The organism is Ohtaekwangia sp., from assembly GCF_036568665.1.
In the GTDB taxonomy this organism is placed as follows: Bacteria; Bacteroidota; Bacteroidia; order Cytophagales; family Cyclobacteriaceae; genus Ohtaekwangia.
Genome location: NZ_DATCSD010000318.1, coordinates 1 through 26,671, shown reverse-complemented (window position 1 = coordinate 26,671; position 26,671 = coordinate 1). Strand labels below are relative to the sequence as shown.

Sequence of the window (26,671 nt, the reverse complement as noted above, 5' to 3'; positions counted from 1 at the left end):
ACAATGGGAAGAGCACTCTCGAAGAAAGCTTCTTCCGATACGCGCCATCCCAAGGAGAATGCCGGGAAGTATCCCCATCGCAGACCGTTTCTGAATCTGGATGAACCATCGGCTCTATAAGTAGCGGTGAGCAGGTAACGGTCTTTGTACGAATAGGTGGCGCGACCGAACCAGGATTGCAACGCGGTGTATACTCTTCCTCCATTATCAGCTCCCAGGTTTACAACCGTGGCTGCCTGCGACATATAGCGCATGGATGGATCTTCACTTGGAAAATCTCTTCCTACTTCTTTGGAGTATATATCTTTATAGGTCTGTGAAGTATAGCCTCCTACAAAACCAATGGCATGAGCGCCAAATTGTTTATCGTATGAGATGAAATACTCTTGCAGAAAAGACCAGTTTTTATCGTTGGAGATAGTAAGCTGATTATAGTTTGACTGGCGATACTGGCTGTCGATCTTTACTTCAAACTGGCGGAAGTCAGCGAACGTGGCATCCAATGCCAGGTTTGCTTTTACCTTTAGTCCTTCAATTACCTGGTACTCGCCTGTTGCGCTTCCGAGTATACGGTTACGCGTATTGTCTTTGTCCTGTGTATCGATCGTATATACCGGGTTGTTGATGTCGCCAAAACCTGGTAAGCTGGAACTATATTCTCCATTTGCTTTACGCACCGGTAAACCCGGATGGAAGCGTATAGCACTCCAGAGTAAACCATCCTGTGCTGACAATGTATTCGGAGCATTATCATGTGTATTGGTGAACTGCAGACTCTGACCGATCTTTAAACGCTCGCTGACTTTATGATCTGTATTGATGCGCAAAGTATATCGTTTATAGTAAGCCTTGCCTATAATACCGCGCTCATCATATTTACCACCGGATATAGCGAACGAAGAATATTTACCACCACCGCGCAGCGAGAGGTCTATATTGTTGGTAGTGCCTTGCTTGAATACTTCATTCTGCCAGTTGGTTTTTTGTGTTTGGTACTGCGTGTTATTCCAGATGTCAGGTATAGTCAATCCATCATTTGTATAGGCTTCGTGTTTGAGTGCCGTAAGCGTTGGTGCATCCAGCACATCAATTGTTTTGATGCGGTTAGATATACCGGTATAGGCATTCACGGTAAATTTTAGTTTGTCGTCAAACTTTCCGCGCTTGGTGGTAACAAGTACCACACCGTTGGCAGCACGTGTTCCGTAGATCGCAGAAGCAGAAGCATCTTTCAAAACATCGATCGACTGTATATCATTGGGATTTATATCGTTCATGGTGCTGCTGGTTGGTACACCATCCACCACGATCAGCGGGTCTGCATAGCCCACTGTACCTATACCGCGAATGCGTATAGAGCCTGCGTTGCCAGGGGCGCCACCGCTTCGCACTATATTTACCCCGGCCATTCTTCCCTGCAATGCCTGCTGTGCACCACCGGAAGGTAAATTTTCAATGTCCGATCCTTTAATGGCTGAAATAGAACCGGTAACATCTTTCTTCTCTTGTGTACCATATCCCACCACAACTACTTCGGTGAGCGTTTGTGTATCTGCTAAAAGTGTTACGTTCAGTGATGTCTGATTGTTAACGGCAACTTCCTGCGTAGTGAACCCGATGAAGCTGAATACAAGGATCGATTCACCGGAAGGAACGTTCAGCGAAAATTCTCCATTGGCATCGGTAGTTGTTCCTATAGAAGAACCTTTCACCAGAACACTTACACCCGGAAGTGGTTCTCCGGTTTCTTCGCGAACAACGCCTTTCACAACTATATCCTGACGAAGTATACCGGTAAAGATCAGATCTTTTCGTGCCTGCACCAGCATGGCAGAAGAGCCACCGCCTGTTGTAGTAAGCGGACTGATGTGCAGCTCGGCCGGTGGTGGTATAAGCGTGATCTGTTTCTTTTTGATCTTGTAGGTGATGTTGGTTCCTTCCAGCACCAGCGCGAGGATCTCTTCTATATTTTCGCTGCGGATGGAAATCGTAACATTCTTTTTGATTGTCTTCAATCGACTATCATTCACCACAAAGTGATAGTCGGTTTGGCGTTCAATTTCTCGGATGGCCATCTTGAGTGATGCATCTTTCAGATCGAGCTCAATGACCGGAGCAGCCTGATGGACATGTTCTGCCAGCAGGTTGTTCGATAGAAAGACGGAGAGCAGGCATACGATCCAGACAATACCCGGCAAGCGATGGTGCCAGGGCACAGCTGGAGGCGTTGGGCGTACACGGTAAAAGTTTGTCATATATAATCAGGTTTTGATAGGTTGCTTCTATAGGTATATATATAGTCTTATTCAAACAAAACAATCGTGTTCTTATCCCTTCTCACTTTCAGTCGCGATGAAAGCTGGATCAGATCAAGCACCTCATCGAGATTTTCATTTTCAATCGTCATACTGATGCGTTCGCGTTTGGCGAGTCGTTCGTTAATAGAGATCGATACACGAAACCGGTTCTCCAGTTTGGAGATGATCTCATTTAGCGGAGTATTGTCGAACACAAGCTGGTCTTCTTTCCACGCAGTAAAATTGGATGGATCAACGCGCTGCATGGTTACTTCTTTGCGCTCGGCATTAAATACAACCTGGTCGCCCGGAGCCATGGAGTATATTTTGTTTTTACCGCTCACGTGCAGTTCTACTTTGCCTTCTTCCAGTGTCGTTTTTATAGTGGGGTCGTTTTTGAAGGCCTGTACATTGAAGCGTGTACCTTTTACTCTGATCAGGATGTCGTCAGTCTTTACCGTGAAAGGTTTAGAACCTTTGCGCACATCGAAGAACGCTTCACCTTTCAATACTACATCGCGCGATGCGCTTCCAAACTCTGCGGGATATTCCAATGTACTGTTGAGGTTGAGCCATACCACCGAGCCATCCGGTAAAACAACACGCGTATTATTACCCGAGGCCGTGCGCACAATGGTATCGTGGCGCACAATCGCGTGGTGTGGTAAATTATATACCAGCAGAGCTCCGGCCATAATAAGCAGGCAGACAGAGGCCGCTATATTTAGTACCGTAAAGGTGATGGAGCGGCCTGGGCGTACGGTATTTTTCTCAGCGCCCGTAGCCGTGGCAAGTTTTTTCCAGGCATCATCTGTCATCTGGTGATTTACCCGGTTGAGTGTTACAGAACTTTGAAAGGCTGTATTGAGCTCATCAAAGTATATACGGTTGGTTTCGTTTTCCTGTAACCAGGCTAACAGGCGCGAAGCTTCCTCTTCAGAAGCGTGCCCTTCCAGAAATCGAAGGATAAGTTCCTTCATATCCTGGGACGTTTGATCTATCGGTGTCATGCCAGTAATACAGGCGCGGAAGGTCTTCCCCTGACAGGATAGTGAGAAAATTTAGCAGTTGTATTCGTTACGGGTTAATCGTTAACAGGAAATGCTTCCGGACTTTCCAGCTTCAGCATTCGTTGCTCGATATTCAAATATTTCCCACGGAATTTCACGGATTAGCACAGAATAAACAGCCATTTTTCCCGCAGATCTCGCAGATTAACGCAGATATATATATACCAGTACATCTTCTCCGGACTTTTTATACTTCAACATTCGTTGATCGATATTCCTTGTTCGATGTTAATTGCATTAATCTGCGCTTGTCTGCGAGATCTGCGGGAAACAATTACAGGTATAGCCCGAGCAATACCACCAGGGTTGCAAGGTGTTCACGGAGTTGCAGGCGGAGTTTGGAGAGTGCCCGCGACATTTGTGTCTCCACGGTTTTGATAGATATATTCAGGCGGGTGGCGATCTCCTGGTATTTCAGTCCTTCAAAGCGGCTTAGTTCAAATATCCTCCGGCACTCGTGGGGTAAATGTTCCAGCGCAGTATTAAAATCTTTTTCCAGATCTTTGGCCAGCAGGGTATGATAGGAGTTTATATTATCGGTGCGTTCCTGCACATACATAAACCACAAAAGCTCAGCATGGCGTGAGCGATTCTTTTTTGTTTCGAGCAGGTTAAGACAGCGGTTTCTAACAGAAGTAAAGAGGTATGCATTCAGCGATTGCTTTTCATCAAGCCGCTCGCGATGCTTCCATATAGTATAGAAAAGTTCCTGCACCACTTCTTCCGAATCGTTTGTGTCGTGCAGGAACTTCTGCGCATAAGCATATAGTCGCGGATATAGTCTTCTGAAAAGAAGCTCCAGCCCGCGTGGATCACCACGCTTTATGCTTCGGATCAGTTCAACATCTTCCGCCTCGGGCATCACAGGAATATATAGTTAGGGTTTGGGTATCTGCTATAAAAATCAGTACGCTAAAACTTCAGCGTAGCCGGCAGATATTTTTGTACGAGGTCTTCATAATATGGACGAAGTACTTTCCAATCCGGAGGCGTTGGGTTCTTCGAATACAAGTCGTACGGGTTAAACAGATTTACCCATTTGAACATCTTGTGATCGTGATCGTCCATCAAATGATTATAGGCATTCTCCCGATGCTGTGAATAGAAAGAATGGTAGCGCAGCATATATAGTCCCGGCTCCGGCAGATAGTCTTTCATCATCTGGTATACATATTCATCGTGTCCCCAAGACATGTGTACATTACGCAAGCCACAGTTCGGTGCATATATACCATACTTGGTATTATACCGCTGGTTGTGAAAATCCGGGTTGGCATCAAAATACTCAGCGTAAACAATTTTATCCGAGTGCGCACAGCCTACCGGGAATGTATCGCCTACTACAGCCCATTGTGGTTCACCAAAGAGGCACAATACTTTCCCCATATCGTGTACAAGGCCTACCAGCACCATCCAGTCCGGATGACCATCGGCCCGTATAGCTTCAGAAGTTTGTAGCAGGTGCTGCATCTGATCGAGATCAGTATCGGGATCAGAGTCATCTACCAGTTGATTCAGAAAATCAAACGCTGCCCAGATCGGCATTTCCTTTTTATCGAAGCGCAGGTAATTATTTCTTTTCTCCAATACAAAGTCATACGTCTGGTAAGTATGATTGAGTTTATAAAACTCGCGAACAGTATCTCTCTCCGGATTTTCATAATTGCGATACTCTTCTACAGATTTCTGATTGGCGATTGATTCCGGATCCGGATATCTGCGTAACAAATCATCTTCCCACTCATCCAGGTTTGATAATGGATTGCTCTCAGTTTGCTGCTTCATAATTTGATTTGTTTAATTTTAGTCGGAAAAACTGGAATGGTTCCTGAACGGATACACATATCGAACTTGGTGAATAATATTGGCCTGATCAATGATTTGAAGCGGCTTATTTACGAAACCGTTTTCGCGTCTGTCCCTTTATTTTCGTATCTTATATAGATAATTACTGCGGGTTACATGAGTGTTACGATCAAGAAAATTGCGAAAGATTTACACCTGGCTGTATCAACGGTATCAAAAGCGTTGAGCGATAGTCATGAGATCAGCGCTGAAACAAAAGCGCGAGTATTTGAGTATGCAGCCAGGCTCGATTATATACCGAATCCTTATGCCAGCAGCCTGAAGAAAGGCAAGAGTAAAAATATAGCCGTAGTCTTACCCGAAGTGGCCGATAGTTTTTTTTCGGTAGCAATTAATGGTATAGAATCGGTAGCGCAGGAGAAGGGCTATCACACCATGGTATATCTTACACATGAAGATATAAAAAGAGAACAGTCTATTATTCGCGAATGCAGAAATGGCCGCGTAGATGGTGTACTGATCTCGGTAGTAGGCGGTAATGCACAGCATGAACATTTACGCGATCTATATACCAGCGAAGTGCCGCTCGTTTTTTTTGATCGTGTGTGCGAAGCCATAGAGACTGCACGTGTAGTAACAAACGATTATGAGTCCGGATATATAGCTGCCAAACACCTGATAGAGCAGGGATGCAAACGAATTGCTTTTCTGGCGATGCGCGGTGATTTGGCAATAACACACCATCGGCAGGATGGATATGAACAGGCGTTGCGCGACAAAGGACTGGATGTGCGTGTAATATATTGCTCAGACAAGGAAGAGGAGAATCTTGCGTTGCTGCGGGATATACTGCAACAACCCGATCGCCCGGACGGAATAATCGGTTCTATCGAGAAAGTTACCATGCAGGTATATACCGTGTGCCACGCATTGCATATAGCGATACCACAAGAAGTAAAGATCATCGGGTTTTCACATTTGCAGATTGCAGCGTTGCTCAACCCTTCACTTACAACCGTTACACAACCAGCGTTTGAAATGGGCAAAGCAGCCGCTACACTACTTTTTAAGGCACTGGAAAAAAAGCAGGATGTAAAGCATGAGCAGATCGTTATACCTTCGGTGCTGGTGCCGCGTGCTTCCACGCACACCACTATATATGCCGACAAGCTATAGCGGAAAAACGATTGCTTGCCTATAAATGCAAAGTAATTTCGCAGAATATAGTTATCCTTTCATATTTATTCTCTTTCTTTATAGGAAGCCTTTTACCTATAGCCTCCTATAAACGCATGAGTCTCCACCAGGATCAGCATAGTATACTTTGGCATTCTTTCAAGAAGGGTGACTGGGAAGCGTACACCAGTTTATACCATGCGTATTATAGTCTGCTGAATAACTATGGCTATAAATTTACCAGAGATATAGACCTGATAGAAGACTGTATTCACGATTTGTTTGTGCGACTGTGGACAAATCGCAACAACCTGGGAGAACCACTCTCGGTCAAGAATTATCTCTATAAATCGCTGCGGAATATTCTTTTTCGCAAGTTGAAAACACAATCGCGCTTCTTTACCATTCAGGAAGAAGACGACTCTATACCCTTCGAAGTATCGTACGACAATCAGCTTATTCTGAATGAAGAGGAGCAGGCCTTGCAAGAGACTATCCGCAAAGTACTGCACACGCTGCCGGCACGCCAGCAGGAAATTATATACCTGCGCTTCTACGATGGACTATCGTATGAAGAGATTGCCGATATAATGGCCATTCACGTTAATTCAGCCTATAAATTACTATACAAAGCCCTGGAGAGCGTACAGCAATCGTTAGGCTTGATCAGTATAGGAATGGCTGAATATATACTGGAAAGTATATTTCGGAATGCTGCACTTCGTGAAGCCACGCCCGTTTAGCTAATTCAATTATTAGTATTCAGTTTGTATAGTCCTGAAGCCGCATCTCATTTTTATGCAGAGATGTTCCCGGTTCGTTGTACCCTCTACTATATATAGTTCACATTTCTATACCTATAACACACCGGCTGGTGTGCCCGTGTTATTTTGATATAGCGTTTGTGATGTGTGTGTTTCTTACGTTTGAAATTTATTTTAAAAAATATTGAGGTAGGAAGGGATAATTCCGCGCGTTCAGGTCTAATAGGATTGAATTCAGTTCAAAACAGTTCAGTATTTATCTATGACCGACCGCGACTATACGCACTATACATCTTCGGATTTTTTGGAAGATGATTTCTTTATCCACTGGGTTATCCGGCCCGACCGGAAAGCAAATGCTTTCTGGCAAACGTTTCTCAGGCAACATCCGGAGAAAGAAACTGTAGTGCGCGAAGCAGCCGCGATCATTCGGGTATACAGGAGTCAGCAAACATTTACCAACGAAGCACATCGCGAAGATATATGGAAACGCATCGATGCTACCATTCATCGCGAAACCATTACTAAAACCAGAACTTTTCATATACCGGTATATATGCGCGTGGCAGCAGCCGTGGCATTAGTGGCCGTCAGTGCTTTTATACTCTTTACGGTGATCGGCCATGGCAAGCATACAGTGCGAACAGCCTTTGGCGAAGTAAAAGCCATTACACTGCCCGATCAGTCGATCGTAATGCTCAATGGAAATTCCGAACTGGTATATAAAGGAAACTGGAATGGAGAATCACAACGCGAAGTGTGGATAAAAGGTGAAGCTTATTTTGATGTAAACCATATCAATAAAGATACCGCCAACATTCTTCCGGGCCATCGGTTTATAGTGCACAGTCCCGGTATAGATATACAGGTGCTGGGCACATCCTTCAACGTAAAGAGCCGCAGGAATAAAACCAATATAGCGCTGATTAGCGGCAAGATCGAAGTAAACTATATCGATCCGTCTTCAGTCGCTTCCGGTGGCATTGTACTTCGCCCGGGTGATTATGTAGAATATGCCGGATCAAAACTTCTTACCCGTAAAAAATTAGTGCGTCCGCACAAGATCGCTACCTGGACGGTGCGCGAGATAACCTTTATGGATCCTTCGCTCAATGATATAGCAGAGACACTGCAGGATAATTACGGTTACGCGATCAATGTAGAAGACCAGGAGCTGATGAACCTGAAGATCGAAGGAGAGATCAGCGTAACCAGTGTTCAGGAATTGCTGGCACTTGTTTCATCCACGCTTGGTATCAGAATGGAAGAGGCGGGCAACGAAATTATTATAACCAAACGCTAGAGTATATATGCCATAGACAGACGACATCTTACCTAACCCAAATACTATGAAACAATTCGACTCACATTTGCTGAGAGGATTCTTCCTCTTGGTTATTGCACTCAACCTTTCTCCCCAGTGTTTCGGGCAGCACTATGCCAATGCCTATAGTGCGAGGCGCGAGCCGCAGCAGGAAAATCAGCGCGCAACCATTCCGTTCGAGGATGGCAACATCAGCCTCAAAGATGCGCTTGATCAGATCAGAACCCGTTATCATGTAAAGTTTGCGTATCGTGAAGGACTACTCAATGACAAAAGTATATCATTGTCGCTGCTCGATTATAGTACTTATACATTGGAAGAACTGCTGGAAAAAGTACTGGCAGGTGCAAGACTCAGCTATAAGCGAATCAACAAACGCCAGTACTCTATATTTTCCGATCGTACCGAAAAAACAGGAGTATATCCGGAAACAGAAGAGAGCGAGGTACAGGAAGAATCATCACAAACGGAAGCAATGATTCCGCTGCTGAAAATTTCAGGAACGGTTACTGCGAAAGATGATGGACTTCCGCTGCCGGGTGTAAATGTGTTATTGAAAGGAACGGCTAACGGTACTACAACGGATGCAGAGGGCAAATATATACTTACCATTCCGGACGAAGGTGGTATACTGGTATTCTCCTTTATAGGGTATGCTATACAGGAAGTGCCGGTATCGACACAAACTACTGTAGATGTATCGATGGAGCAGGAAATACAATCGCTCAACGAAGTAGTAGTAACTGCGTTAGGTATAGAAAAAGAAAAAACATCGGTAGCCTATTCAGTAACCGAAGTGAAAGGCGAAGAGTTTACACAGGCGCGCGAGAACAACGTGGCCAATAGTCTGACGGGTAAAATTGCTGGGGTAAATGCTACCGGTATATCTACCGGTCCGGGCGGATCGAGTCGCGTGGTTATTCGTGGCAATGGTTCTGTTACAGGGAATAGTCAGCCGCTATATGTAATCAATGGTATGCCGATCGATAACAGTGTTCCGGGAGGCAGTGCTACACCCAACGGTATAACCAGCAACGTAGATCGTGGCGATGGTATAGCAGCGATCAATCCGGATGACATAGAATCAATCACGGTGTTGAAAGGAGGGACGGCTGCTGCGCTATACGGATCACGCGGGGCCAACGGAGTTATACTCATCACCACTAAAAAGGGAAGAGCACAGAAAGGTATAGGCATCGAGTATAATTCGACCTATACATTGGAGAAAATATCTGTGTTCCCGGATTTTCAATATGAATATGGTCAGGGCGATGGCGGTGTAATGCCTACAACACTTGCACAGGCACAAGCAACCGGGCGGAGATCGTTTGGTGCAAAGATCAATGGATCTACAGACTATGTAGCAGCTGATGGAAAGAACCATCCCTATACGGCACAAAAAGATAACCTGAAGAATTTTTACCAGACGGGATCAACGTTTACCAACACACTGGCTTTTGCCGGTGGCAACGAAGCTATACTATATCGTTTATCGCTGGCCGACCTGGATAGTAAAAGTATACTTCCAAACAGCACGTATAATCGTAAAACCGCGAACCTGAATATCAGTGCCAAGCTGAGCGACCGGTTGCGTGTTGAATCGGTAGTGCAATATTCATTGGAGAGCGCGAACAATCGTGCCAGTGCCGGTGATGCATTGGCGAATCCGAACTGGACTCCGTATGAAGTAGCCAATACCGTTGATGTACGATGGCTTAGCCCGGGTTACGATGCTAAAGGCAACGAAGTTATCTGGAACGATGCCGCGATTGCGAGTAACAGTTACTTCGTAGTAAATAAATTTAAGGAGAGCGATTCGAAGAACCGGTTTATCGGTCAGGCTTCTATAGCATACGATATACTCAAGAACCTCACCGTAAAAGGTATCATTACCCGCGACTTCTATAATTATAACTATAGCAACATTCTGCCTACGGGTACGCTCTATACTCCGCTGGGTGAATATGCCGGTATAAAATCGGATGTATCAGAAACCAATGCCATGATTACTGCCAGCTATAAAACAACCGTAGCGGAGCACTTTGGTATATCGGTACTGGCCGGTGCCAATGGACGCAAGTTTGAAAACAGGCAGGTAAATTTCTCCGGTAAAAACTATATACAACCTTACTTCTATAGTTTTACCAACCTGGCTACCTCATCAGCCATTCCCTATACCGGCCGCATTACAACCAACTCGGTATTTGGTTCAGTAGATCTGGACTATAAGAGTTTGATATTCCTTACCGCTACCGGCCGGCAGGATTGGTTCTCTACGCTGAGCATGAAGAACAACAGTATATTTTATCCGAGTATAGGAACCAGCTTTGTACTCTCCGATGCTGTTTCGTTGCCGCGTGTGTTTAGCATGGCGAGGATACGTGCTTCGTGGGCACAGGTTGGTGGTGGCGGGCCTGATCCGTATGCCATTAACTTAACCTATAGCAGTGTGCCCAGTGCCAGTTCCGTGCCATTACAGAATGTTACTACACAATCCGATGGAACCACGGCCATCACGAATATAAACCTGAAGCCGTTTACATCCACTACTACCGAACTCGGCTTCAACCTGCAAATGCTGGATAATCGCCTCGGGTTAGATTTTACAGTATATAATCGCAGAACAACGGATGACATTGTGCGGGTGCCTATATCCAATACCTCCGGCTATAACTACGCTATACTTAATTCCGGCCGACTGGATAATAAAGGTATAGAAGTGCTACTCACCGCTACACCGGTAAAGACTCCGAACTTTACCTGGAACACCAGCTACAACGTTGCCTATAATAAAAGTGAAGTGCTCAAGCTCGCAGATGGTATCAGTACATCGTCACTCGGTAATTCTGCCAATGGAAATGCCTATATCAACAACAACGTAGGACATACGTATGGAGCAATCTATGGCTACAGAATGTTACGCGATGATCAGGGACGTATTGTGTTCGATACAAATTCCGGTTTGCCGGCACAGACGGATATTAACCAGGAGCTGGGCAAAGGTGTGCCGCCCCTCACAATGGGTTTCTCCAATGACTTCCGCTATAAAAATTTCTCACTCAACTTCCTGGTGGATGGAAAATTCGGCAACAAAGTCTTTTCTGTCATGGAAGTATATGCCACACGTCTCGGCTTGCTGAAGTCAACACTGGCAGGAAGAGAAGATGGTCTGGTACTGACTGGTGTTACCAAAACAGGCGACAGCTTTTCGAGAACTATACCGGTATCAAACCTGCGCAGCGATTACTATAACACCCTGAATCGCTATACCGAATTGTTTGTGCACGATGCCAGCTTTGTAAAACTGCGCCAGGTAATATTTACCTATCATATACCGGTATCCAAGTTGAAATTCCTGCGAATGCAATCCGCCAGTATAGCTTTTGTAGGAAGAAACCTGCTCACCTTGTATAAGAAGACGGATAACTTTGATCCGGAGCAGAGTCTCACCAACGGTCCCGCGCAGGGTATAGAATCCATCGGGTTGCCACGCACCCGTTCGTATGGTATAAATCTGATGCTGAAGTTCTGACCTATAAAATGAAACGAATTATGAAACATTCCATACAACACTATACCACCGCACCGTTGTTGATGTTCGCGCTTCTACTTATACAAAGTTGCGACCGTAACTTTGATGAGATCAACACCAATCCCGATGCTGTATCCAAAGCAACACCGCAGTATATATTTAGCAAAGCGCAATACGATGGCGTGCGTTACTCCGGCAATACACAAGCATTGCTGCTGGGCACCATGCAATATACTACCAGCTATAATGATGTGGCAGGCTTTGGTTCCAAGTATGTGGCGTCACAGGGAGCGCAGTCGGCTTCTGTTTTTAATCTGTCGTATCCCACTCAAATCAACGAGATTGGTGAAGTGATCAAGGCGGTAAAAGATGATCCGAGCCAGGTAAATCTCTATGCCGTGGCGCGTATATGGCGTGTGTTCTGTTTTAGCAGACTCACCGACCTCTACGGAGATATACCCTATACCGAAGCAGGACAAGGCTATAACCAGTCCGTATTTCAACCGGTATATGATACGCAACAATCTATCTATGCCGATATGTTGAAAGAACTGGAAGAAGCGGCGCAAAGTTTTGATGCTTCCAATGCCACTACCTTTGGTTCGGCCGATCAGATATATAGCGGCAGTCCGGCACAATGGAAAAAGTTTGCCTACTCACTCATGCTGCGCCTGGGTATGCGCATGACGAAAGTGGATGCCAGTAATGCGCAGGCATGGGTAACGAAAGCCATTGCCGGTGGTGTTATACTCGATGCTGCCGATATAGCGAAGATGAGTTATGTAGGCTCCGGTCAGGACATCAATAAAAATCCGGTAGCACTCAGTATGCTGAACGATGACTATATAAAAGCCGATGGATTCTCGAATACCGAGGGTGGTAAATATCAACAGGTATTTATCGACTCGCTCAAGAGCAACAACGATCCGCGTCTCCCGGTAATAGCCGTGGTATATGTAAATGGTGTTGCCGATGATTCTCCCGCCATACAGAAAGGTATGCCTTCGAATATAAGCGGTGGCAAGCCGGCTGATTTTGTAACATACTCCGAGCCCAAACAAACTACGGTATTGCGTATAGCCGCACCGGTATTGTTGTTTACCACTGCCGAATCGTATTTTCTATTGGCAGAAGCGGCACTGCGTAACTGGTATAGCGGAGCAACAGCGGATGTACTTTATGAAAAGGCAATTCGCGAAGCGATGCAACAATGGGATCTTATCAGCGGAGTGAGCGGTACTATTGCCTCCGATGACATTGATACATACGTGGCCGCTCATCAGTTTACCGGCAGCACTTTCGATGAACAACTGGAGCAGATATATACTCAGTTCTGGTTCAGCATTTTTCCGGATGCGCAGGAGGTATTTGCGAATTACAGGCGCACAGGGTACCCGGCACTTGTACCGAATAACTATCCGGGAAATGCAACGGGGGGAAAGATATTCCGGAGATTTTTATACCCGGTGAGTGAACAGACGCTGAATTCCATTTCGTATGCTGCTGCCATCAATCGCCAGGGTGCCGATGATTTTCTTACCCGGATATGGTGGGATAAAGAGTAATGCAAAAGTATACTATATATAGCACGATATACATTTAACAACCGATACATGAAGGAACAAAGAAGAAGCATGCTGAAGAAGCTCACAGCATCGTTCGCAGGTGTGCTGGGACTTGGCCTCGTGGCTCAAGCCAAAAACAGCGACAACAAAGAAGTATTTAATATACAGGATGATCAGGAAGTGCCCTTGTTTTCCGGAGCGGTAAAGCATGGCGGCTTTGTGTTCATTGCCGGTAAAGGCGCACACTTTGAAGGCGACATCAAAGCGCACACGGCTCACGTGCTGGATGAACTGGAAAAAGAGTTGAAGAATGCCGGTTCATCCATGGATAAGGTAGTGAAGGTAAATGTATACCTCAACGATATCAAAGATTATCAGGCGATGAATGAAGTATATCGCGGAAGGTTCGGCAAGAAACCACCGGTGCGTACAACGGTAGGGGTAGGCGGTGGTGTGCCAGGCGATTCGCTTGTAGAGATAGACTGCATCGCCATCGTATAAAAATTTTCCCCTCTCACGGGAAAGCAATGTGTTTATTCTGTCGGGTTTTCATGAGTCCTTGCTGGGTTTGGGGCAGGGACCGTGAAGACCTTTGTCCGAATCGAAAAATATAGTCTACATCAACAAGATTACAACAATGCCAAAGCGCAGAGATATACTAAAACAATTTTCTACATGGCCAATACTGGGTGGCCTGGCAGCAGGAGCTTCACCGATACAGGCACTGGCTGGTGCGGGTGCTTCCGACTATCGCGATTATTTCAAAGAGCTCGGTGTGCGCACGTTTATCAACGCTGCCGGCACCTATACTTTTATGACGGGCTCTCTCATGCAGGAAGAAGTAGTAGATGCAATACGCTATGCTTCGCATGAATTTGTATTGCTGGATGAACTGCAGGACAAGGTTGGCGAACGTATAGCCTCCCTGTTGCAATGTGAAGCTGCCACGGTAACATCAGGCGCAGCATCGGCTATTACATTGGCAACAGCCGGTATACTTAGCGGCATGGACGAAAAGAAAGCTGCGATGATTCCGCATCTTGAAGGCTCCGGCATGAAGAACGAAGTGATCATGCAAAAAGCGCATGATATAGTTTACGCACATGCTATACGAAACTGCGGAGTGAAAGTAGTGTTTGTAGAGACCCGGGCCGAGTTGGAGAAAGCCATCAACCCCAAAACAGCGCTGCTGTTTTTTGTAAACGCCAACAACCTGGAAGGAAAGATTCGCGCAGAAGAATTTGTAGAAGTAGCAAAGAAATATAGTATACCAACATTGAACGACTGCGCTGCCGATGTACCACCTGTAGAAAACTTGTGGAAATATACCCGCATGGGTTTCGACCTGGTTTGCTTCTCCGGTGGAAAAGGTATTCGAGGCCCGCAGAGTGCCGGCTTGCTATTGGGTAAAAAAGAATATATAGCGGCTGCGCGGTTAAGCGCACCTCCCCGTGGCAACACAGTAGGCCGCGGTATGAAAGTAAACAAGGAAGAGATACTCGGCATGTTGGTAGCTCTCGAGTTGTACCTCACCCGCGATCATGATAAAGATTGGAAATTGTGGGAGCGCCAGATCAACACGGTTCACGATTCTATAAAAAGTATAGCGGGTATACAGGTAAAGATCGATGTGCCACCCATTGCCAATCACATTCCTACGTTGAACATATCGTGGGATGTAAAGCAGATCAGGATCTCGGGCGATGAGTTGAAGGAAAAACTTCGCAGCGGCCACCCGTCTATCGAAGTAGCAGGAGGTGGCGCTAACGCTGTCAGCATTACTACATGGATGTTGGTTCCCGGACAGGAACGAATTGTGGCCACGCGTCTGCGTGATGCACTGATGAAAGCTTCTGTATAGCGGTGATCAATATGAGAAGATCGTACAGGTTTTTCCGGTATATACTATATCTGGTAAGTATAGGTATAGGGTTGAGTACACAATTGTATGCGCAATCGTATAGCATCCTTATCCGCAACGGGCATGTGATCGACCCAAAGAACGGACTCGATGCTGTTATGGATATAGCGATCAGTAAAGATACTGTTGTTGCTATTGGAAAGAAGCTCGATGCTTCAAAAGCCTTGCAGGTGATTGATGCCACAGGCATGTATATAACCCCGGGTCTGATCGATCTTCATTCACATAATTTTTATGGAACATTACCCGATCATTATCTCAGCAATGGATTGGAAGCTTTGCCACCGGATGGATTTACTTTTCGCTGTGGTATTACTACCGTGGTAGATGCTGGCGGAGCGGGATGGAAGAATTATACCGTATTTCGCGATCAAACCATTCGTGTAGCCAAAACGCGTGTGCTGTCATTTCTAAATATAGTGGGTGAAGGTATGCGGGGCGGCCCGTATGAACAGAACCTGGCCGATATGGATGCCCGCATGACGGCTCTCGTAGCCCAGCAACATCGCGATATAGTTGGTATAAAAGTAGCGCATTATTCCGGTAGTGAATGGGAACCAGTTGATCGTGCTGTAGCAGCCGGAAATATAGCGCACATCCCGGTAATGATAGATTTCGGTGGACATATACCACCGCTTTCCCTGCAGGAGTTATTGCAAAAGCATCTTCGTGCCGGAGATATATTTACCCATGCCTTTGCACGTGTTGCCGGAAGGATTCCCATTACCGATGGCGCGGGAAATATACTTTCCTTTGTAAAGGAAGCACAACAACGCGGAATCATTTTCGATGTAGGTCATGGCGGTGGAAGCTTCCTGTTCTCACAGGCAGTACCCGCTATTAAAAATGGTTTCTTTCCTAATACGATCAGTACCGATATACATACCGGGAGCGTGAATGCCGGCATGAAAGATTTACTCAATGTAGCGTCCAAGTTTCTGAACATGGGCATGAGTATGCAACAGGTTATCCGCTGCACTACATGGAGTCCGGCACAGGTCATTCATCGCGAAGAGCTTGGTCATCTTTCAGTCGGAGCAACAGCAGATATAGCCGTATTCACTTTGCGTGAGGGAAATTTTGGATTTATTGATTCCGGTGGAAATAAAATGTACGGCACCAAAAAACTGGAATGTGAGCTGACGCTTCGCGAAGGAAAAATTGTATACGACCTCAACGGTATTTCACGTCCGCTCTGGACGGCCGCTCAAACGCCATAAGTATATATACTACAACCCACTATACCAGACTATATATGCAACTTGCCCTGCGAAAGACTTTTATCTTTGCATTTTTAATTAGCGGCTTTGTATCTGCCAAAGCACAAACCATTCCCCGCGATGAGCTTGTTTTCCTCACCTCCGAATGGAAAGGCGAGCGCTTTGCTGACGGACGACCTAAAATACCGGACGAGCTTTTACAACGTGCCAAAAATATTACCATCGAAGAAGCATGGCTGGTGCTGAAGAATGAAGGATACTATTGCCAGTTTGAGGGCAACTGGAAAACTACGCACAATGTTACCGTGATGACTGGTCGCGCTGTTACAGCGATGTATATACCCAGCAGGCCGGATATTGAGAAGAATATAAAGGAGCGCGGTAAAAAAGCAGGGCGTACAGGCAATACCAATGCATGGCCCATTGAAACCCTGGTAACAGGTGATGTATATGTAGCCGATGCGTTTGGCAAGATTGATGGAGGCACGTTGATAGGCGATAACCTTGCGAATGCGATCTATACCCGCTCCGGCAACGGAGTTATCTTTAACAGTGCTGCACGCGACCCGGAAGGTATAGCCGCTATACCCGGCTTTCAGGCATGGATACGTGACTGGGATCCATCGTATCTGGAAGATGTTATACTCACAGGATTAAATACACCGATACGAATTGGCAGGGCCATTGTACTGCCGGGTGATCTGGTGCTGGCCAAAGAAGAGGGGGTAATATTTATACCGGCACACCTCGCGCAAAAAGTGATCATCACGGCAGAGTTCCTTTCACTTCGCGATAAATTTGCTATAGCGGTGTTGAAGGAGGGAAGGTTTACTACAGGAGAGATCGATAACCAGTGGAGCGATAAAATAAAGGATGCTTTTTTACAGTGGCTGGATAAAAATCAAAGTACACTGCCGATGAAGCGCTCGGAGCTGGATGCGTTTATGAAGAACAGAACCTGGTAGGATAAAATGCTTCGGCTCACAACCATGACGAAACCAGATAAGCATTTCTCCCGGTATATATTATTGGCGGCTTCGGTTGGAAGTATACTGGCAGTTATACTTCTCTTGCTTGGGCAAACACCGGTTTCCGGTTGGCTGTTCATTGCTTCTTTCATCGCGATGGCTATAGCGTTTCAGGGATATACCTTTCTGCGGGGATATACCTATACCATGATGGTGCTGGCCGCGGTTACGGCTGCACTATATTTCCCGGAATATTTTATAGCCTGGCATGGCTTTAAGCTCGACAAGTTAATTACACCTCTGTTGCAGATCATTATGTTCGGTATGGGCACGGCCATGAGTGTTCACGATTTTGTTGGTGTAGTACGCATGCCGAAGGGCGTTATAGTAGGTACGCTCAATCATTTTACCATTATGCCGTTGTTGGGATTTACGTTGGCTACACTTTTTAAATTCCCGCCCGAGATAGCGGCTGGTGTTATATTGATCGGTTGCTCTCCCTGTGGCATGGCTTCCAACGTAATTTCATACCTCGCCCGCGCTAACCTCGCACTCTCCATTACACTCACAACGGTATCTACTTTTTTAGCACCGCTACTCACCCCGTTGTTGATGAAGCTCTTTGCCGGGCAATTCATTGCTATAGATGTGTGGAAGATGATTGGCGATATAATCAGGATTGTATTACTGCCGGTAATGGCAGGGCTGGCGTTCAATCATTTTTTTAAAGGTAAAGCAAAGTGGCTGGACCAGGCCATGCCGCTGCTATCGATGAGTGGTATAGGATTTATTATACTCATCATTACTGCAGCAGGCAGAGATAGTTTGATGCAGATTGGTATACTATTGATCCTCTCATCGCTTATACACAACACTGCCGGATATATACTGGGCTACTGGTCTGCGAGACTCTTTCGTATGGAAGAACAGGATTGCCGTACCATAGCAATTGAAGTAGGTATGCAGAATGGAGGGCTCGCTTCCGGTATAGCCCGCGAAATGGGCAAGATCGCCACCGTGGGATTAGCCCCCGCTATATTTGGTCCGCTGATGAACGTAACAGGATCATTGCTTGCTACCTGGTGGAGAGACAGAAAGTAAAAACAAATTTGTTTCCCGCAGATCTCGCAGATGAACGCAGATTTAAAATGCATTTGTTTTCTGCGCTAATCTGCGAGATCTGCGGGAAATATTCTGTACTATTTCACCCAATTCTCTATATGAAGGCCGTCAATTCTGCTAAACTCTTTTTCGTTGTTCGTAACTAATGTATGGCCTAAACTTTTAGCATGTGCTGCAATCAAGAGATCAAGAGGACCTATAGGTGTTCCTTTTCGCTCAAGTTCGCTTCGAATGATGCCATATTCCAATGTAGCAGCAAAGTCGAAATTTAGAATGGAGAGAGGCATTAGAAAATTTTGTAAGGCAAGTTGGTTTTTCTCTGGCTGGGCACTCTTTCTTACACCGTATTCTAATTCAGCTACGGTAATAGTAGAAACAGCCAGTTGATCGGATTGCATCTTTTGTAGTCTGTCAACAACGGATTCAGGTTTCCTTTTTATGATGTAGATACAGATGTTGGTATCAAGAATGTATGTCATTAATCAAAAGATTCTCTGGATTGATTAGATGATTGATTGCGATCGTTCATAAAATCCGGAGAGAATTGTTCCAGATTTTTTTTCCAGTTACCCCATGCCTGAGTTGACATGTTCTTTGTCGAATCCTTTGTTTGGCGGAGCACTTGCTGTAAAAGCGAGAATACCTCATCAAGCAGGTCATCTGGCAATTTATCAACCTCTTTTTTAAGTTCTTCTTTGGTGATCATACTGCAATTTAATAATTAGTTCCCTAACCTCCGAACAACTACTCTAACATGAAAAAGACCGTTAACGTTTCTTATCATAATCTGTGCATATCTGTTCCCGATAGCTATCGGGATGTGGGATATGTTCGCATTTAATCTGCAGGAAACAAATTACTTCTTCACGGTAAATACATGCACCAACTTCTCATCCTGCGAATTGCCTCCGAGCACCAAAGTATATTTCCCCGGTGTAACTTCCCAGGCGCTTGTTTTAAGATTCCATTTTTGCAGATCTTCCAATGGTATAGTGAGTGCAACCTCTCCATTGCTCCCTGCTGCTACATGCACTCGCTTGAATTGCTTCAGTTCTTTTAATGGCACACGTTCGCCAGTGGGATATTTTATATAGGCTTGCACCACTTCATCACCCTCCATCGCTCCTGTATTTTTTATGGTGGCTGTAAATGAAAGTATATCTTTCGGTTTATATATATCCTTTGGCTTTTGCTTCCACTCGTATGCAAATTGCGTGTAGCTTAATCCAAAGCCGAAAGGATATTGCACCTTGCCGGTAAAGTATCGGTAAGTACGTCCTTTAACAGCATAGCTATCATAGGCAGGCAGATCGCTGAAGGAATTATAGAATGTTACCGGCAATCTACCTGAAGGCGATACTTTTCCGAAGAGTATATCTGCCAATGCATTTCCGCCTTGCTCACCGGAGTACCACGCCAGTACAACGGCATCGGCATACGGTGCTATAGCATGGATGTCGATCGCGCTTCCGGCAGTGATCACAGCAATGATCGGCTTGTGATGTTTCTTGCGCAGCGCTTTTAAAAACACCAGGTGACTGGCCGGTATACTCAGGTCTGCTTTATCGCCACCATGGGCAGCCAGAAATGCATCACCTTCTTCTCCTTCCGATACAGGTGTTAATCCCAATACGGCAATCGTAACATCACTATTCTCCGAAGCCCACAATCCACCGAAATGTACCGAGTCAACATCATTGCAGCCGAGGTCGTACTGTACTACTGTGGCAGGGCCAGCCGCTTTTGTTATACCTTCTACAAACGTAACGGTGTTAGAAGATACACCGTGGTAATTTCCCAGTAATGCATCCAATGATGCAGCGTTTGCACCTGTCACTAATATACTTCCATATTGATTCGCCTTTAACGGGAGTATATTTTTATCATTCTTTAGCAACACCATGCTTTGTTGTGCTGCAAGGCGCGCCTGTTCAATGTTGTGCGTGTTGTGTATACTTTCAGCACCCAATGAATGATACGGTACTAATGAAGGATCATCATAAAATCCGAGTTTGAATTGTGTACGCAGCGAAGGGATCAGCGCCTGTTCAATTTCTTTCTCGGTAATCAATTTTTGTTCTACAGCTTTCAGCAAATCATCCTGTAACATATTGGAGCAATCCAGGTTTACTCCTGCCTTTACAGCAGCAGCGGCTACATGTATAGCATCGGGCATTACTTTATGTCGCAGCCATATATCTTCCAGTGCCCAGCAGTCGGTAACTACATGGCCTTTGAATTTCCATTCATCGCGAAGAATTTTATGCAGCAGGGTATTGCCGGTGCAACAAGGCTCATCATTCACACGGTTATAGGCACACATCACCGATTCAACACCGGCATTTACCAGTTCATGAAAAGCATAGAGGTATGTTTCGCGCAAATCTTTTTCATCAACAATGGCATTGAAAGTATGGCGGTTTGCTTCAGGGCCGCTATGCACAGCAAAGTGTTTGGCGCAGGCAGATGTTTTGAGATAGTGCGGATCATTGCCTTGCAGTCCGCGAACAAAAGCCTTCCCCATGCGCGAAGTGAGATAAGGATCTTCACCATACGTTTCCTGTCCGCGGCCCCAGCGTGGATCGCGAAATATATTGATGTTGGGCGACCAGAAGGTGAGTCCCATATACTGTATCCTGCGATCAAGCTTTATCGCGAGGTTATATTTAGCACGTGCTTCTGTGGAGATCACATCAGCAATGTTCTGTTGTAACTCATCGTTGAATGTTGCTGCCAGTGCAACGGCCTGTGGGAATACCGTTGCTTCGCCCGCGCGTGCTACACCGTGCAGCGCTTCATTCCACCAGTTATATACCGGTATACCGAGGCGCGGCACACCTTTACTGTTGAACCCGAGCAATTGTATCTTCTCTTCCAGTGTAAGCTGTTTCAAAAGATCATTCACACGTTCATCTGCTGAAAGATGCGTGTCCTGGTAAGGCTTCAATGCCTGCTGGGCTGATGCGGTGAACGCGATCAGAAGGCAAAGTATAAAAGCCGGAGTATGTAGGGTGTGTAACCGAAGCATAGTGCGATAGGGTTAATAATTTTCAGGATTCAAATATTGGGAGTAAATCATTTCGAATGATCGTAGTATGACAATAATTTTTGTTCTGTGAATTATTGCCACAGAAGGAGAGTAGAATGTCTCCCGTGCATCGTTTGTTCTGTGCCTGCATTGGCTTTGTAAAATAAATCGCGAAGCAGGCAGGCTGATACTATGGGGAATGCCATTTATCATTATTAAATTTACAGAATTGACCGTTCAAGAACAGGTAGTAGATGAGTTACACGAACTATTCCGCTGCAGACTTTGCATTGGATAATAATTTTCAGAAATGGGTGTTAAGTCCGGACGAACAAACAGTTCAGTTCTGGAATGACTGGCTTTCTAAAAATCCGCAGAAACAAAAAGATGTTGATGAAGCGCGGGAGTTGCTCCGGCTGGCCGGGCTTACTATCGATGCAGAAGCCAATGCTGCCTTTCTCGAAACATGGGAGCGCGTAAAGGCGAATGCTTCACGCGAACTCGACAGACAATATAGATCAAGCTATCGAAAGTATGTAGCGCTTGCCGCGGTGCTGGCAGCCGCCCTGGTGGTAGCTGTAGTATACCTGGTAATTTTATCGGCCGAGTTACCTTCAGCACGATATAGCACGGCGTATGGCGAAGTAAAAGATTTTGTTTTGCCTGATGGTTCTACCGTTACACTCAATGCAAACTCTACACTGGTATGCACGGGCGACTGGAAGAAGCAGCGCGAAGTAGCATTAACCGGAGAAGCTTTCTTCGAAGTAAAGAAAACTCATGATCATAAAAGTTTTATTGTGAAGGCCAATGAAGATCTGGCGGTGCAGGTATTGGGTACAGAGTTTAATGTAAATGCCAGGCGAAGCACGGTTTACCTGCAAAGCGGAAAAGTAGCGCTTACAGCAGCATCGGCTTCTTCTATACTTGAACCGGGCGATCTGGCAGAAGTGGATAATACGCAACACCAGATCCATGTAACGCACGAAGCTACCGGTACGGCTATACGCGAATTGGCATGGCGAAATAATTTCTTCCAATATGACGATACTCCTTTGGCATCTATAGCGGTTGACCTGCGGGAGAACTTTGGTATGGAAGTGATCATTAAAGATCCTTCGCTTAATCGTAAACGACTTACTGCTAAAATTCCACGCAAGGATGTAAAGGTTATGCTGGAAATACTTGCTCAATCACTGGAAGTAAATATTACACAAAATAATAATCAAGTCGTTATAAGTCCCTCGGGTAATGACTGATTAATTTAAAATTGACATCAGGTTTTTTCTATCACAAACCCTATAGTTTAAACCTTTATACCATGATCCACCCATCACACAAAGTGATAAAAACATACAGCATGTTGGTTGTATGCTTTTGCGTGATTGGAAGTGTACATGCGCAGGATGTGGCATCACAACATCGGCCTCCTAAAAAACGTCTCACCAATAACAATCGAACAGCCGGCCAAACTATACCGTTGCTGGAGGCATTGAAAAAGCTGGAAGAAAGTAATGGGATCAGCTTTGCCTATCAAAAAGATTTTCTCGAAGGAAAACTGGTAGTCTATAACGCAGATGATGCTAAAGATATAGAAGCATACCTGTCGGCTATTTTAACACCGTATAATTTAAGTTTTAAACGGGTGGCCGGTATAGAAGAAAAGATATACGTTATCTATCCGCAGAAAGATAAGAGCAATCCATCGCCCGGTATATTGACAAAAGCAAAAGTTACCGGACGCGTTACCAATCAATACGGAGAAGCCATAGCAGGCGCGAGTATATTTATAAAAGATATAGGAACAGGCACCATTACCGATGCCGATGGACATTACTCGATTGATTTTTTACAATCTGATCACAGTACGCTGGTATTCTCGCACGTGAGTTACCAGGTAAAAGAGATACCGGTAAGAAATGAAAAAGCGATTGATGTTGTGCTAACTGAAAACCTGTCGCAGTTATCGGAGATCGTAGTAACAGCATTGGGCATTAGTCGCAATCAAAAAGCTCTCGGGTATTCAGTGAGTACCATCGGCTCTTCGCAGATCACACAAGCCGGTAATACTAATTTTGCATCGGCACTCTATGGCAAAGCGCCCGGTGTCAGAATACGCACAGCACCGGGTGGTGCTACCAGCGCTGTTACCGTGCAGGTGCGCGGGCTAAATTCCCTGAACTATAATGCGCAGCCGCTCTATATCATTGATGGTGTATTAATGCGCGATGGCAACGAGAAAGGTGCATCCGGTATAAATAACACCGACTACTTTACGGACACACGCATTCGCGGAAATGGTATACTCGATATAAACCCTGCGGATATAGAAACCATTTCTGTATTGAAAGGCGCAGGAGCTACAGCGCTCTATGGTTCAGACGCGGCCAACGGTGTGGTAGTGATCACCACCAAGAAAGGCGACAAGAAACCCGGTGTTGGAGTCGATATCAATTATACAGTAAATGTAGAGCAGGTAGCCTTTACACCGCACTATCAAAATATATATGGTCCCGGCTTTGATCGCGATAAAAATATATCGCTCGGAGCCGATGCAACGGGGTGGGTACCGGTCGATCTCAACAACGATGGTATACCCGATACCAAACGACCTTTGTTTGAGTCGTACGCGCAATTTGGTCCGAAGATGGACGGACAATCCGTGATGTGGTGGGATGGTAACATGCGTACCTATTCGCCTCAACCCAATAACTATAAAGATTTTTACAGAACGGGGTATAATTCCATGTTCAATGCCTCCATCAGTAACAAACTGGAGAAAGCAGCTTATCGCATTTCATATTCACGAAATGATTACCAGGGAATACAAGTGGGAGGCAAGCTCCAGCGCAACACGGTAAACCTGAACAACTATATAAAGATCAGCGATCGCCTTACGGCCGATATCGTGTTGAACTATACCAACAGCTATGTGCATAACCGCCCGTTGAAAATTAACCGGCTTACTTCAAGCTGGGATGGGTTCTTCAGCAGGGCCGAAGATATGTCGTTATTGTTCGATAAGTATAAAACATCCAAAGGGTATAAATGGGTGCCGTACGATCAGTCGCAACGCGATCCGCAGGAAGCCCTGCGTTATGTAACGCCTCGTGGATTTGAGGTAATGAATTTTCTGTGGACGCAACTTCGCGATAGTGAAGATGAAAATCAGAACAGGCTCATCTCGAGTGTAACGCTGAATTACCAGATCGCCAAGAATTTTTCATTCCGTGGAAAAATTGGCAATGACTTTACAAGTCTTTCTACAAAATCGATGGGGCATAATGAATACCCTACCTCGTTTAATGTTAACAGCAGCACGGGCTCCTATAGCGTAGCTACCGGTCGTTATTCTATTTTATATACCGATGCATTGCTTACCTATACCAAGGCGCTTTCAAGAGATATTTCGCTTACTGCGAACGGAGGCTTTCAATTGCGCGATGAACAATATCGCGACCAGGTAACGGCTACCAGTGGCGGATTGGCAGAGGAGAATTGGTTTAGTCTCAATAATTCATATAACGCCAATAAACAATCTACCGAAACACAATCGCTGATTTTGAAGTATGCTTTTCTAGGCCTCGTTAACGCAAGCTATAAAGATTATCTTTTTCTGGAAGCAACCGCGCGGCAGGAATATTCATCCACATTAGCACCGGGTAATAACAGTTACTTCTATCCATCGGTTAACAGTGGATTTGTTTTCTCTGAAGTAATGACGCTGCCACAGGCTATATCGTATGCAAAGTTACGCGCATCGTATGGCGTTGTCGGTAATGCACCTCCGGTATATGAAGCGAATATACTATATGACCTGACTGCGTTGCAAACCAGTAACGGGTCCGTTGTAGCCGCTACTACACAGGGAAGTTTATACGGTAACAATCACATACGGCCCGAGAATAAATATGAGTCAGAGTTCGGACTGGAAACAAAATTGTTTGGAAATAAACTGGGCGTTGATCTCACGTATTACTCCAGCCGGATTAAGAACCAGATATTGAAGATGGATCTTCCGTCCAGTACCGGAGCCAGCAAATTGCTGACAAATATAGGGCAGTTGCAAAACAACGGGTGGGAGCTGGGATTGACTTCGTCTTTAGTAGCGCGCACTTTCAGTTGGAATAGCGGAGTAAATGTGGCTATAAATTCCTCGAAAGTTCACTCGTTAGGGAATGGTATTAATAAACTTGTATTCCGTGATCTGGAAGGAAGTGCTATACAGGTAGTAGCTGAGCCCGGACAATCCATTGGAAATATATATGTATATCCCCGCAAAACTGATGAGCATGGCAACTTCATCATAAATGATAAGGGAGTATATATTATTGATAAGACCCGGTATGTGAAGGCTGGCAATATGTTGCCTAAAGTTACCGGTGGATTTGTAAATACATTCCGGTATAAGAACATGAGTCTCGATCTGTCAATCGATTATAGTCTCGGAGGGAAAATCATTTCACCACCATTGAAATATGGTCTGGGATCGGGTATGTATAAAAGCACCTTACAATATCGATCTGCCGATACCGGTGGCCTTCCATACTATATAAATGGCAATGGAACAAAAATATTACTGCCCGATAACAACACCGGTGCGCCCGATGGAGGTACTGTATACCATGATGGCGTAGTGATAAAAGGAGTCACGGAAAATGGAACCCCGAATACAACCGTGATTGATGCTGCTACTTATTACCTGAATACATTCGACTGGGGAAGTAATGCGTGGAATGAAGCCGGAGCCATTTATGATAACAGCTATATAAAAATGCGCGAAGTAGTACTGAGCTATAATCTTCCGCTGAATGCTGCTAATAAACTACACTTTCAGAGTATACGGTTCTCGCTGATCGGCCGCAACCTGTTCTATAT

19 protein-coding genes are annotated in these 26,671 nt (G+C 45.3%); 12 read left to right on the top strand and 7 right to left on the bottom strand.

The window, feature by feature from the left end:
- The 4 genes from VIN08_RS17735 to VIN08_RS17720 form a co-directional block, all read right to left on the bottom strand.
- The coding region (locus VIN08_RS17735) for a SusC/RagA family TonB-linked outer membrane protein (RefSeq protein ID WP_331967713.1) at positions 1-2,255 on the bottom strand (2,255 nt) is incomplete at its 3' end.
- 47 nt (positions 2,256-2,302) lie between these two features.
- Positions 2,303-3,277: a FecR family protein gene (locus VIN08_RS17730; protein WP_331967711.1), complete on the bottom strand. Its 975-nt coding sequence runs from the start codon at positions 3,275-3,277 to the stop codon at positions 2,303-2,305.
- A 364-nt stretch (positions 3,278-3,641) separates the two neighbouring features.
- Entirely contained in the window at positions 3,642-4,229 is a 588-nt protein-coding gene (locus VIN08_RS17725; protein ID WP_331967714.1) for an RNA polymerase sigma-70 factor, read from the bottom strand.
- A gap of 50 nt (positions 4,230-4,279) precedes the next feature.
- Positions 4,280-5,152, bottom strand: coding sequence for an inositol oxygenase family protein (locus VIN08_RS17720; RefSeq protein WP_331967710.1), 873 nt, complete (start codon positions 5,150-5,152; stop codon positions 4,280-4,282).
- Between the two features lie 177 nt (positions 5,153-5,329).
- On the opposite strand from VIN08_RS17720, the gene VIN08_RS17715 reads away from it, so the two are divergent.
- From VIN08_RS17715 to VIN08_RS17670, 10 genes are all read left to right on the top strand, one after another.
- On the top strand, positions 5,330-6,349 hold the full coding sequence (locus VIN08_RS17715) for a LacI family DNA-binding transcriptional regulator (RefSeq protein WP_331967707.1): 1,020 nt from the start codon (positions 5,330-5,332) through the stop codon (positions 6,347-6,349).
- Positions 6,350-6,465: 116 nt separating this feature from the next.
- Positions 6,466-7,092 carry a sigma-70 family RNA polymerase sigma factor gene (locus VIN08_RS17710; protein ID WP_331967705.1) on the top strand — a complete coding sequence of 209 codons (627 nt, stop codon included), beginning with the start codon at positions 6,466-6,468 and terminating at the stop codon, positions 7,090-7,092.
- A gap of 283 nt (positions 7,093-7,375) precedes the next feature.
- On the top strand, positions 7,376-8,416 hold the full coding sequence (locus VIN08_RS17705) for a FecR family protein (RefSeq protein WP_331967703.1): 1,041 nt from the start codon (positions 7,376-7,378) through the stop codon (positions 8,414-8,416).
- Between the two features lie 46 nt (positions 8,417-8,462).
- Positions 8,463-11,969 (top strand): SusC/RagA family TonB-linked outer membrane protein, encoded by a 3,507-nt coding sequence (locus tag VIN08_RS17700; protein WP_331967701.1) that lies wholly within the window; start codon positions 8,463-8,465, stop codon positions 11,967-11,969.
- A 20-nt stretch (positions 11,970-11,989) separates the two neighbouring features.
- The gene (locus VIN08_RS17695; RefSeq protein ID WP_331967699.1) at positions 11,990-13,534 is read left to right on the top strand and encodes a SusD/RagB family nutrient-binding outer membrane lipoprotein; all 1,545 of its coding nucleotides are present in this window, start codon (positions 11,990-11,992) and stop codon (positions 13,532-13,534) included.
- Between the two features lie 48 nt (positions 13,535-13,582).
- Positions 13,583-14,035 (top strand): RidA family protein, encoded by a 453-nt coding sequence (locus tag VIN08_RS17690; protein ID WP_331967697.1) that lies wholly within the window; start codon positions 13,583-13,585, stop codon positions 14,033-14,035.
- Between the two features lie 136 nt (positions 14,036-14,171).
- On the top strand, positions 14,172-15,395 hold the full coding sequence (locus VIN08_RS17685; protein WP_331967694.1) for an aminotransferase class V-fold PLP-dependent enzyme: 1,224 nt from the start codon (positions 14,172-14,174) through the stop codon (positions 15,393-15,395).
- An 11-nt stretch (positions 15,396-15,406) separates the two neighbouring features.
- Positions 15,407-16,675: an amidohydrolase/deacetylase family metallohydrolase gene (locus VIN08_RS17680; RefSeq protein WP_331967692.1), complete on the top strand. Its 1,269-nt coding sequence runs from the start codon at positions 15,407-15,409 to the stop codon at positions 16,673-16,675.
- Between the two features lie 35 nt (positions 16,676-16,710).
- Positions 16,711-17,640 (top strand): RraA family protein, encoded by a 930-nt coding sequence (locus VIN08_RS17675; RefSeq protein ID WP_331967690.1) that lies wholly within the window; start codon positions 16,711-16,713, stop codon positions 17,638-17,640.
- Between the two features lie 24 nt (positions 17,641-17,664).
- A complete protein-coding gene (locus VIN08_RS17670) occupies positions 17,665-18,744 on the top strand; it encodes a bile acid:sodium symporter family protein (RefSeq protein WP_331967689.1) in 1,080 nt (359 codons plus the stop codon).
- 98 nt (positions 18,745-18,842) lie between these two features.
- Here VIN08_RS17670 and vapC read toward each other — a convergent pair whose 3' ends face one another.
- The 3 genes from vapC to VIN08_RS17655 all read right to left on the bottom strand — a co-directional run bounded on the left by vapC (position 18,843) and on the right by VIN08_RS17655 (position 21,793).
- On the bottom strand, positions 18,843-19,244 hold the full coding sequence (gene vapC / locus VIN08_RS17665; protein WP_331967687.1) for a type II toxin-antitoxin system tRNA(fMet)-specific endonuclease VapC: 402 nt from the start codon (positions 19,242-19,244) through the stop codon (positions 18,843-18,845).
- Entirely contained in the window at positions 19,244-19,471 is a 228-nt protein-coding gene (locus VIN08_RS17660) for a hypothetical protein (RefSeq protein ID WP_331967685.1), read from the bottom strand. Before VIN08_RS17660 ends, vapC begins: the two co-directional genes overlap by 1 nt.
- A gap of 150 nt (positions 19,472-19,621) precedes the next feature.
- The gene (locus tag VIN08_RS17655; protein ID WP_331967681.1) at positions 19,622-21,793 is read right to left on the bottom strand and encodes a glycoside hydrolase family 3 N-terminal domain-containing protein; all 2,172 of its coding nucleotides are present in this window, start codon (positions 21,791-21,793) and stop codon (positions 19,622-19,624) included.
- A 254-nt stretch (positions 21,794-22,047) separates the two neighbouring features.
- On the opposite strand from VIN08_RS17655, the gene VIN08_RS17650 reads away from it, so the two are divergent.
- Together VIN08_RS17650 and VIN08_RS17645 are read left to right on the top strand one after the other, a co-directional pair.
- The gene (locus VIN08_RS17650; protein ID WP_331967679.1) at positions 22,048-23,052 is read left to right on the top strand and encodes a FecR family protein; all 1,005 of its coding nucleotides are present in this window, start codon (positions 22,048-22,050) and stop codon (positions 23,050-23,052) included.
- A gap of 62 nt (positions 23,053-23,114) precedes the next feature.
- The coding region (locus tag VIN08_RS17645) for a SusC/RagA family TonB-linked outer membrane protein (protein WP_331967677.1) at positions 23,115-26,671 on the top strand (3,557 nt) is incomplete at its 3' end.

Bases quoted from the DNA above. Each gene is read 5' to 3' on its own strand.
- VIN08_RS17710 (WP_331967705.1), top strand. From the start codon at position 6,466: ATGAGTCTCCACCAGGATCAGCATAGTATACTTTGGCATTCTTTCAAG.
- VIN08_RS17720 (WP_331967710.1), bottom strand. From the start codon at position 5,152: ATGAAGCAGCAAACTGAGAGCAATCCATTATCAAACCTGGATGAGTGG.
- VIN08_RS17730 (WP_331967711.1), bottom strand. From the start codon at position 3,277: ATGAAGGAACTTATCCTTCGATTTCTGGAAGGGCACGCTTCTGAAGAG.
- VIN08_RS17675 (WP_331967690.1), top strand. From the start codon at position 16,711: ATGCAACTTGCCCTGCGAAAGACTTTTATCTTTGCATTTTTAATTAGC.
- VIN08_RS17705 (WP_331967703.1), top strand. From the start codon at position 7,376: ATGACCGACCGCGACTATACGCACTATACATCTTCGGATTTTTTGGAA.
- VIN08_RS17655 (WP_331967681.1), bottom strand. From the start codon at position 21,793: ATGCTTCGGTTACACACCCTACATACTCCGGCTTTTATACTTTGCCTT.
- VIN08_RS17700 (WP_331967701.1), top strand. From the start codon at position 8,463: ATGAAACAATTCGACTCACATTTGCTGAGAGGATTCTTCCTCTTGGTT.
- vapC (WP_331967687.1), bottom strand. From the start codon at position 19,244: ATGACATACATTCTTGATACCAACATCTGTATCTACATCATAAAAAGG.
- VIN08_RS17685 (WP_331967694.1), top strand. From the start codon at position 14,172: ATGCCAAAGCGCAGAGATATACTAAAACAATTTTCTACATGGCCAATA.
- VIN08_RS17680 (WP_331967692.1), top strand. From the start codon at position 15,407: ATGAGAAGATCGTACAGGTTTTTCCGGTATATACTATATCTGGTAAGT.
- VIN08_RS17725 (WP_331967714.1), bottom strand. From the start codon at position 4,229: ATGCCCGAGGCGGAAGATGTTGAACTGATCCGAAGCATAAAGCGTGGT.
- VIN08_RS17650 (WP_331967679.1), top strand. From the start codon at position 22,048: ATGAGTTACACGAACTATTCCGCTGCAGACTTTGCATTGGATAATAAT.
- VIN08_RS17715 (WP_331967707.1), top strand. From the start codon at position 5,330: ATGAGTGTTACGATCAAGAAAATTGCGAAAGATTTACACCTGGCTGTA.
- VIN08_RS17670 (WP_331967689.1), top strand. From the start codon at position 17,665: ATGACGAAACCAGATAAGCATTTCTCCCGGTATATATTATTGGCGGCT.
- VIN08_RS17690 (WP_331967697.1), top strand. From the start codon at position 13,583: ATGAAGGAACAAAGAAGAAGCATGCTGAAGAAGCTCACAGCATCGTTC.
- VIN08_RS17695 (WP_331967699.1), top strand. From the start codon at position 11,990: ATGAAACATTCCATACAACACTATACCACCGCACCGTTGTTGATGTTC.
- VIN08_RS17660 (WP_331967685.1), bottom strand. From the start codon at position 19,471: ATGATCACCAAAGAAGAACTTAAAAAAGAGGTTGATAAATTGCCAGAT.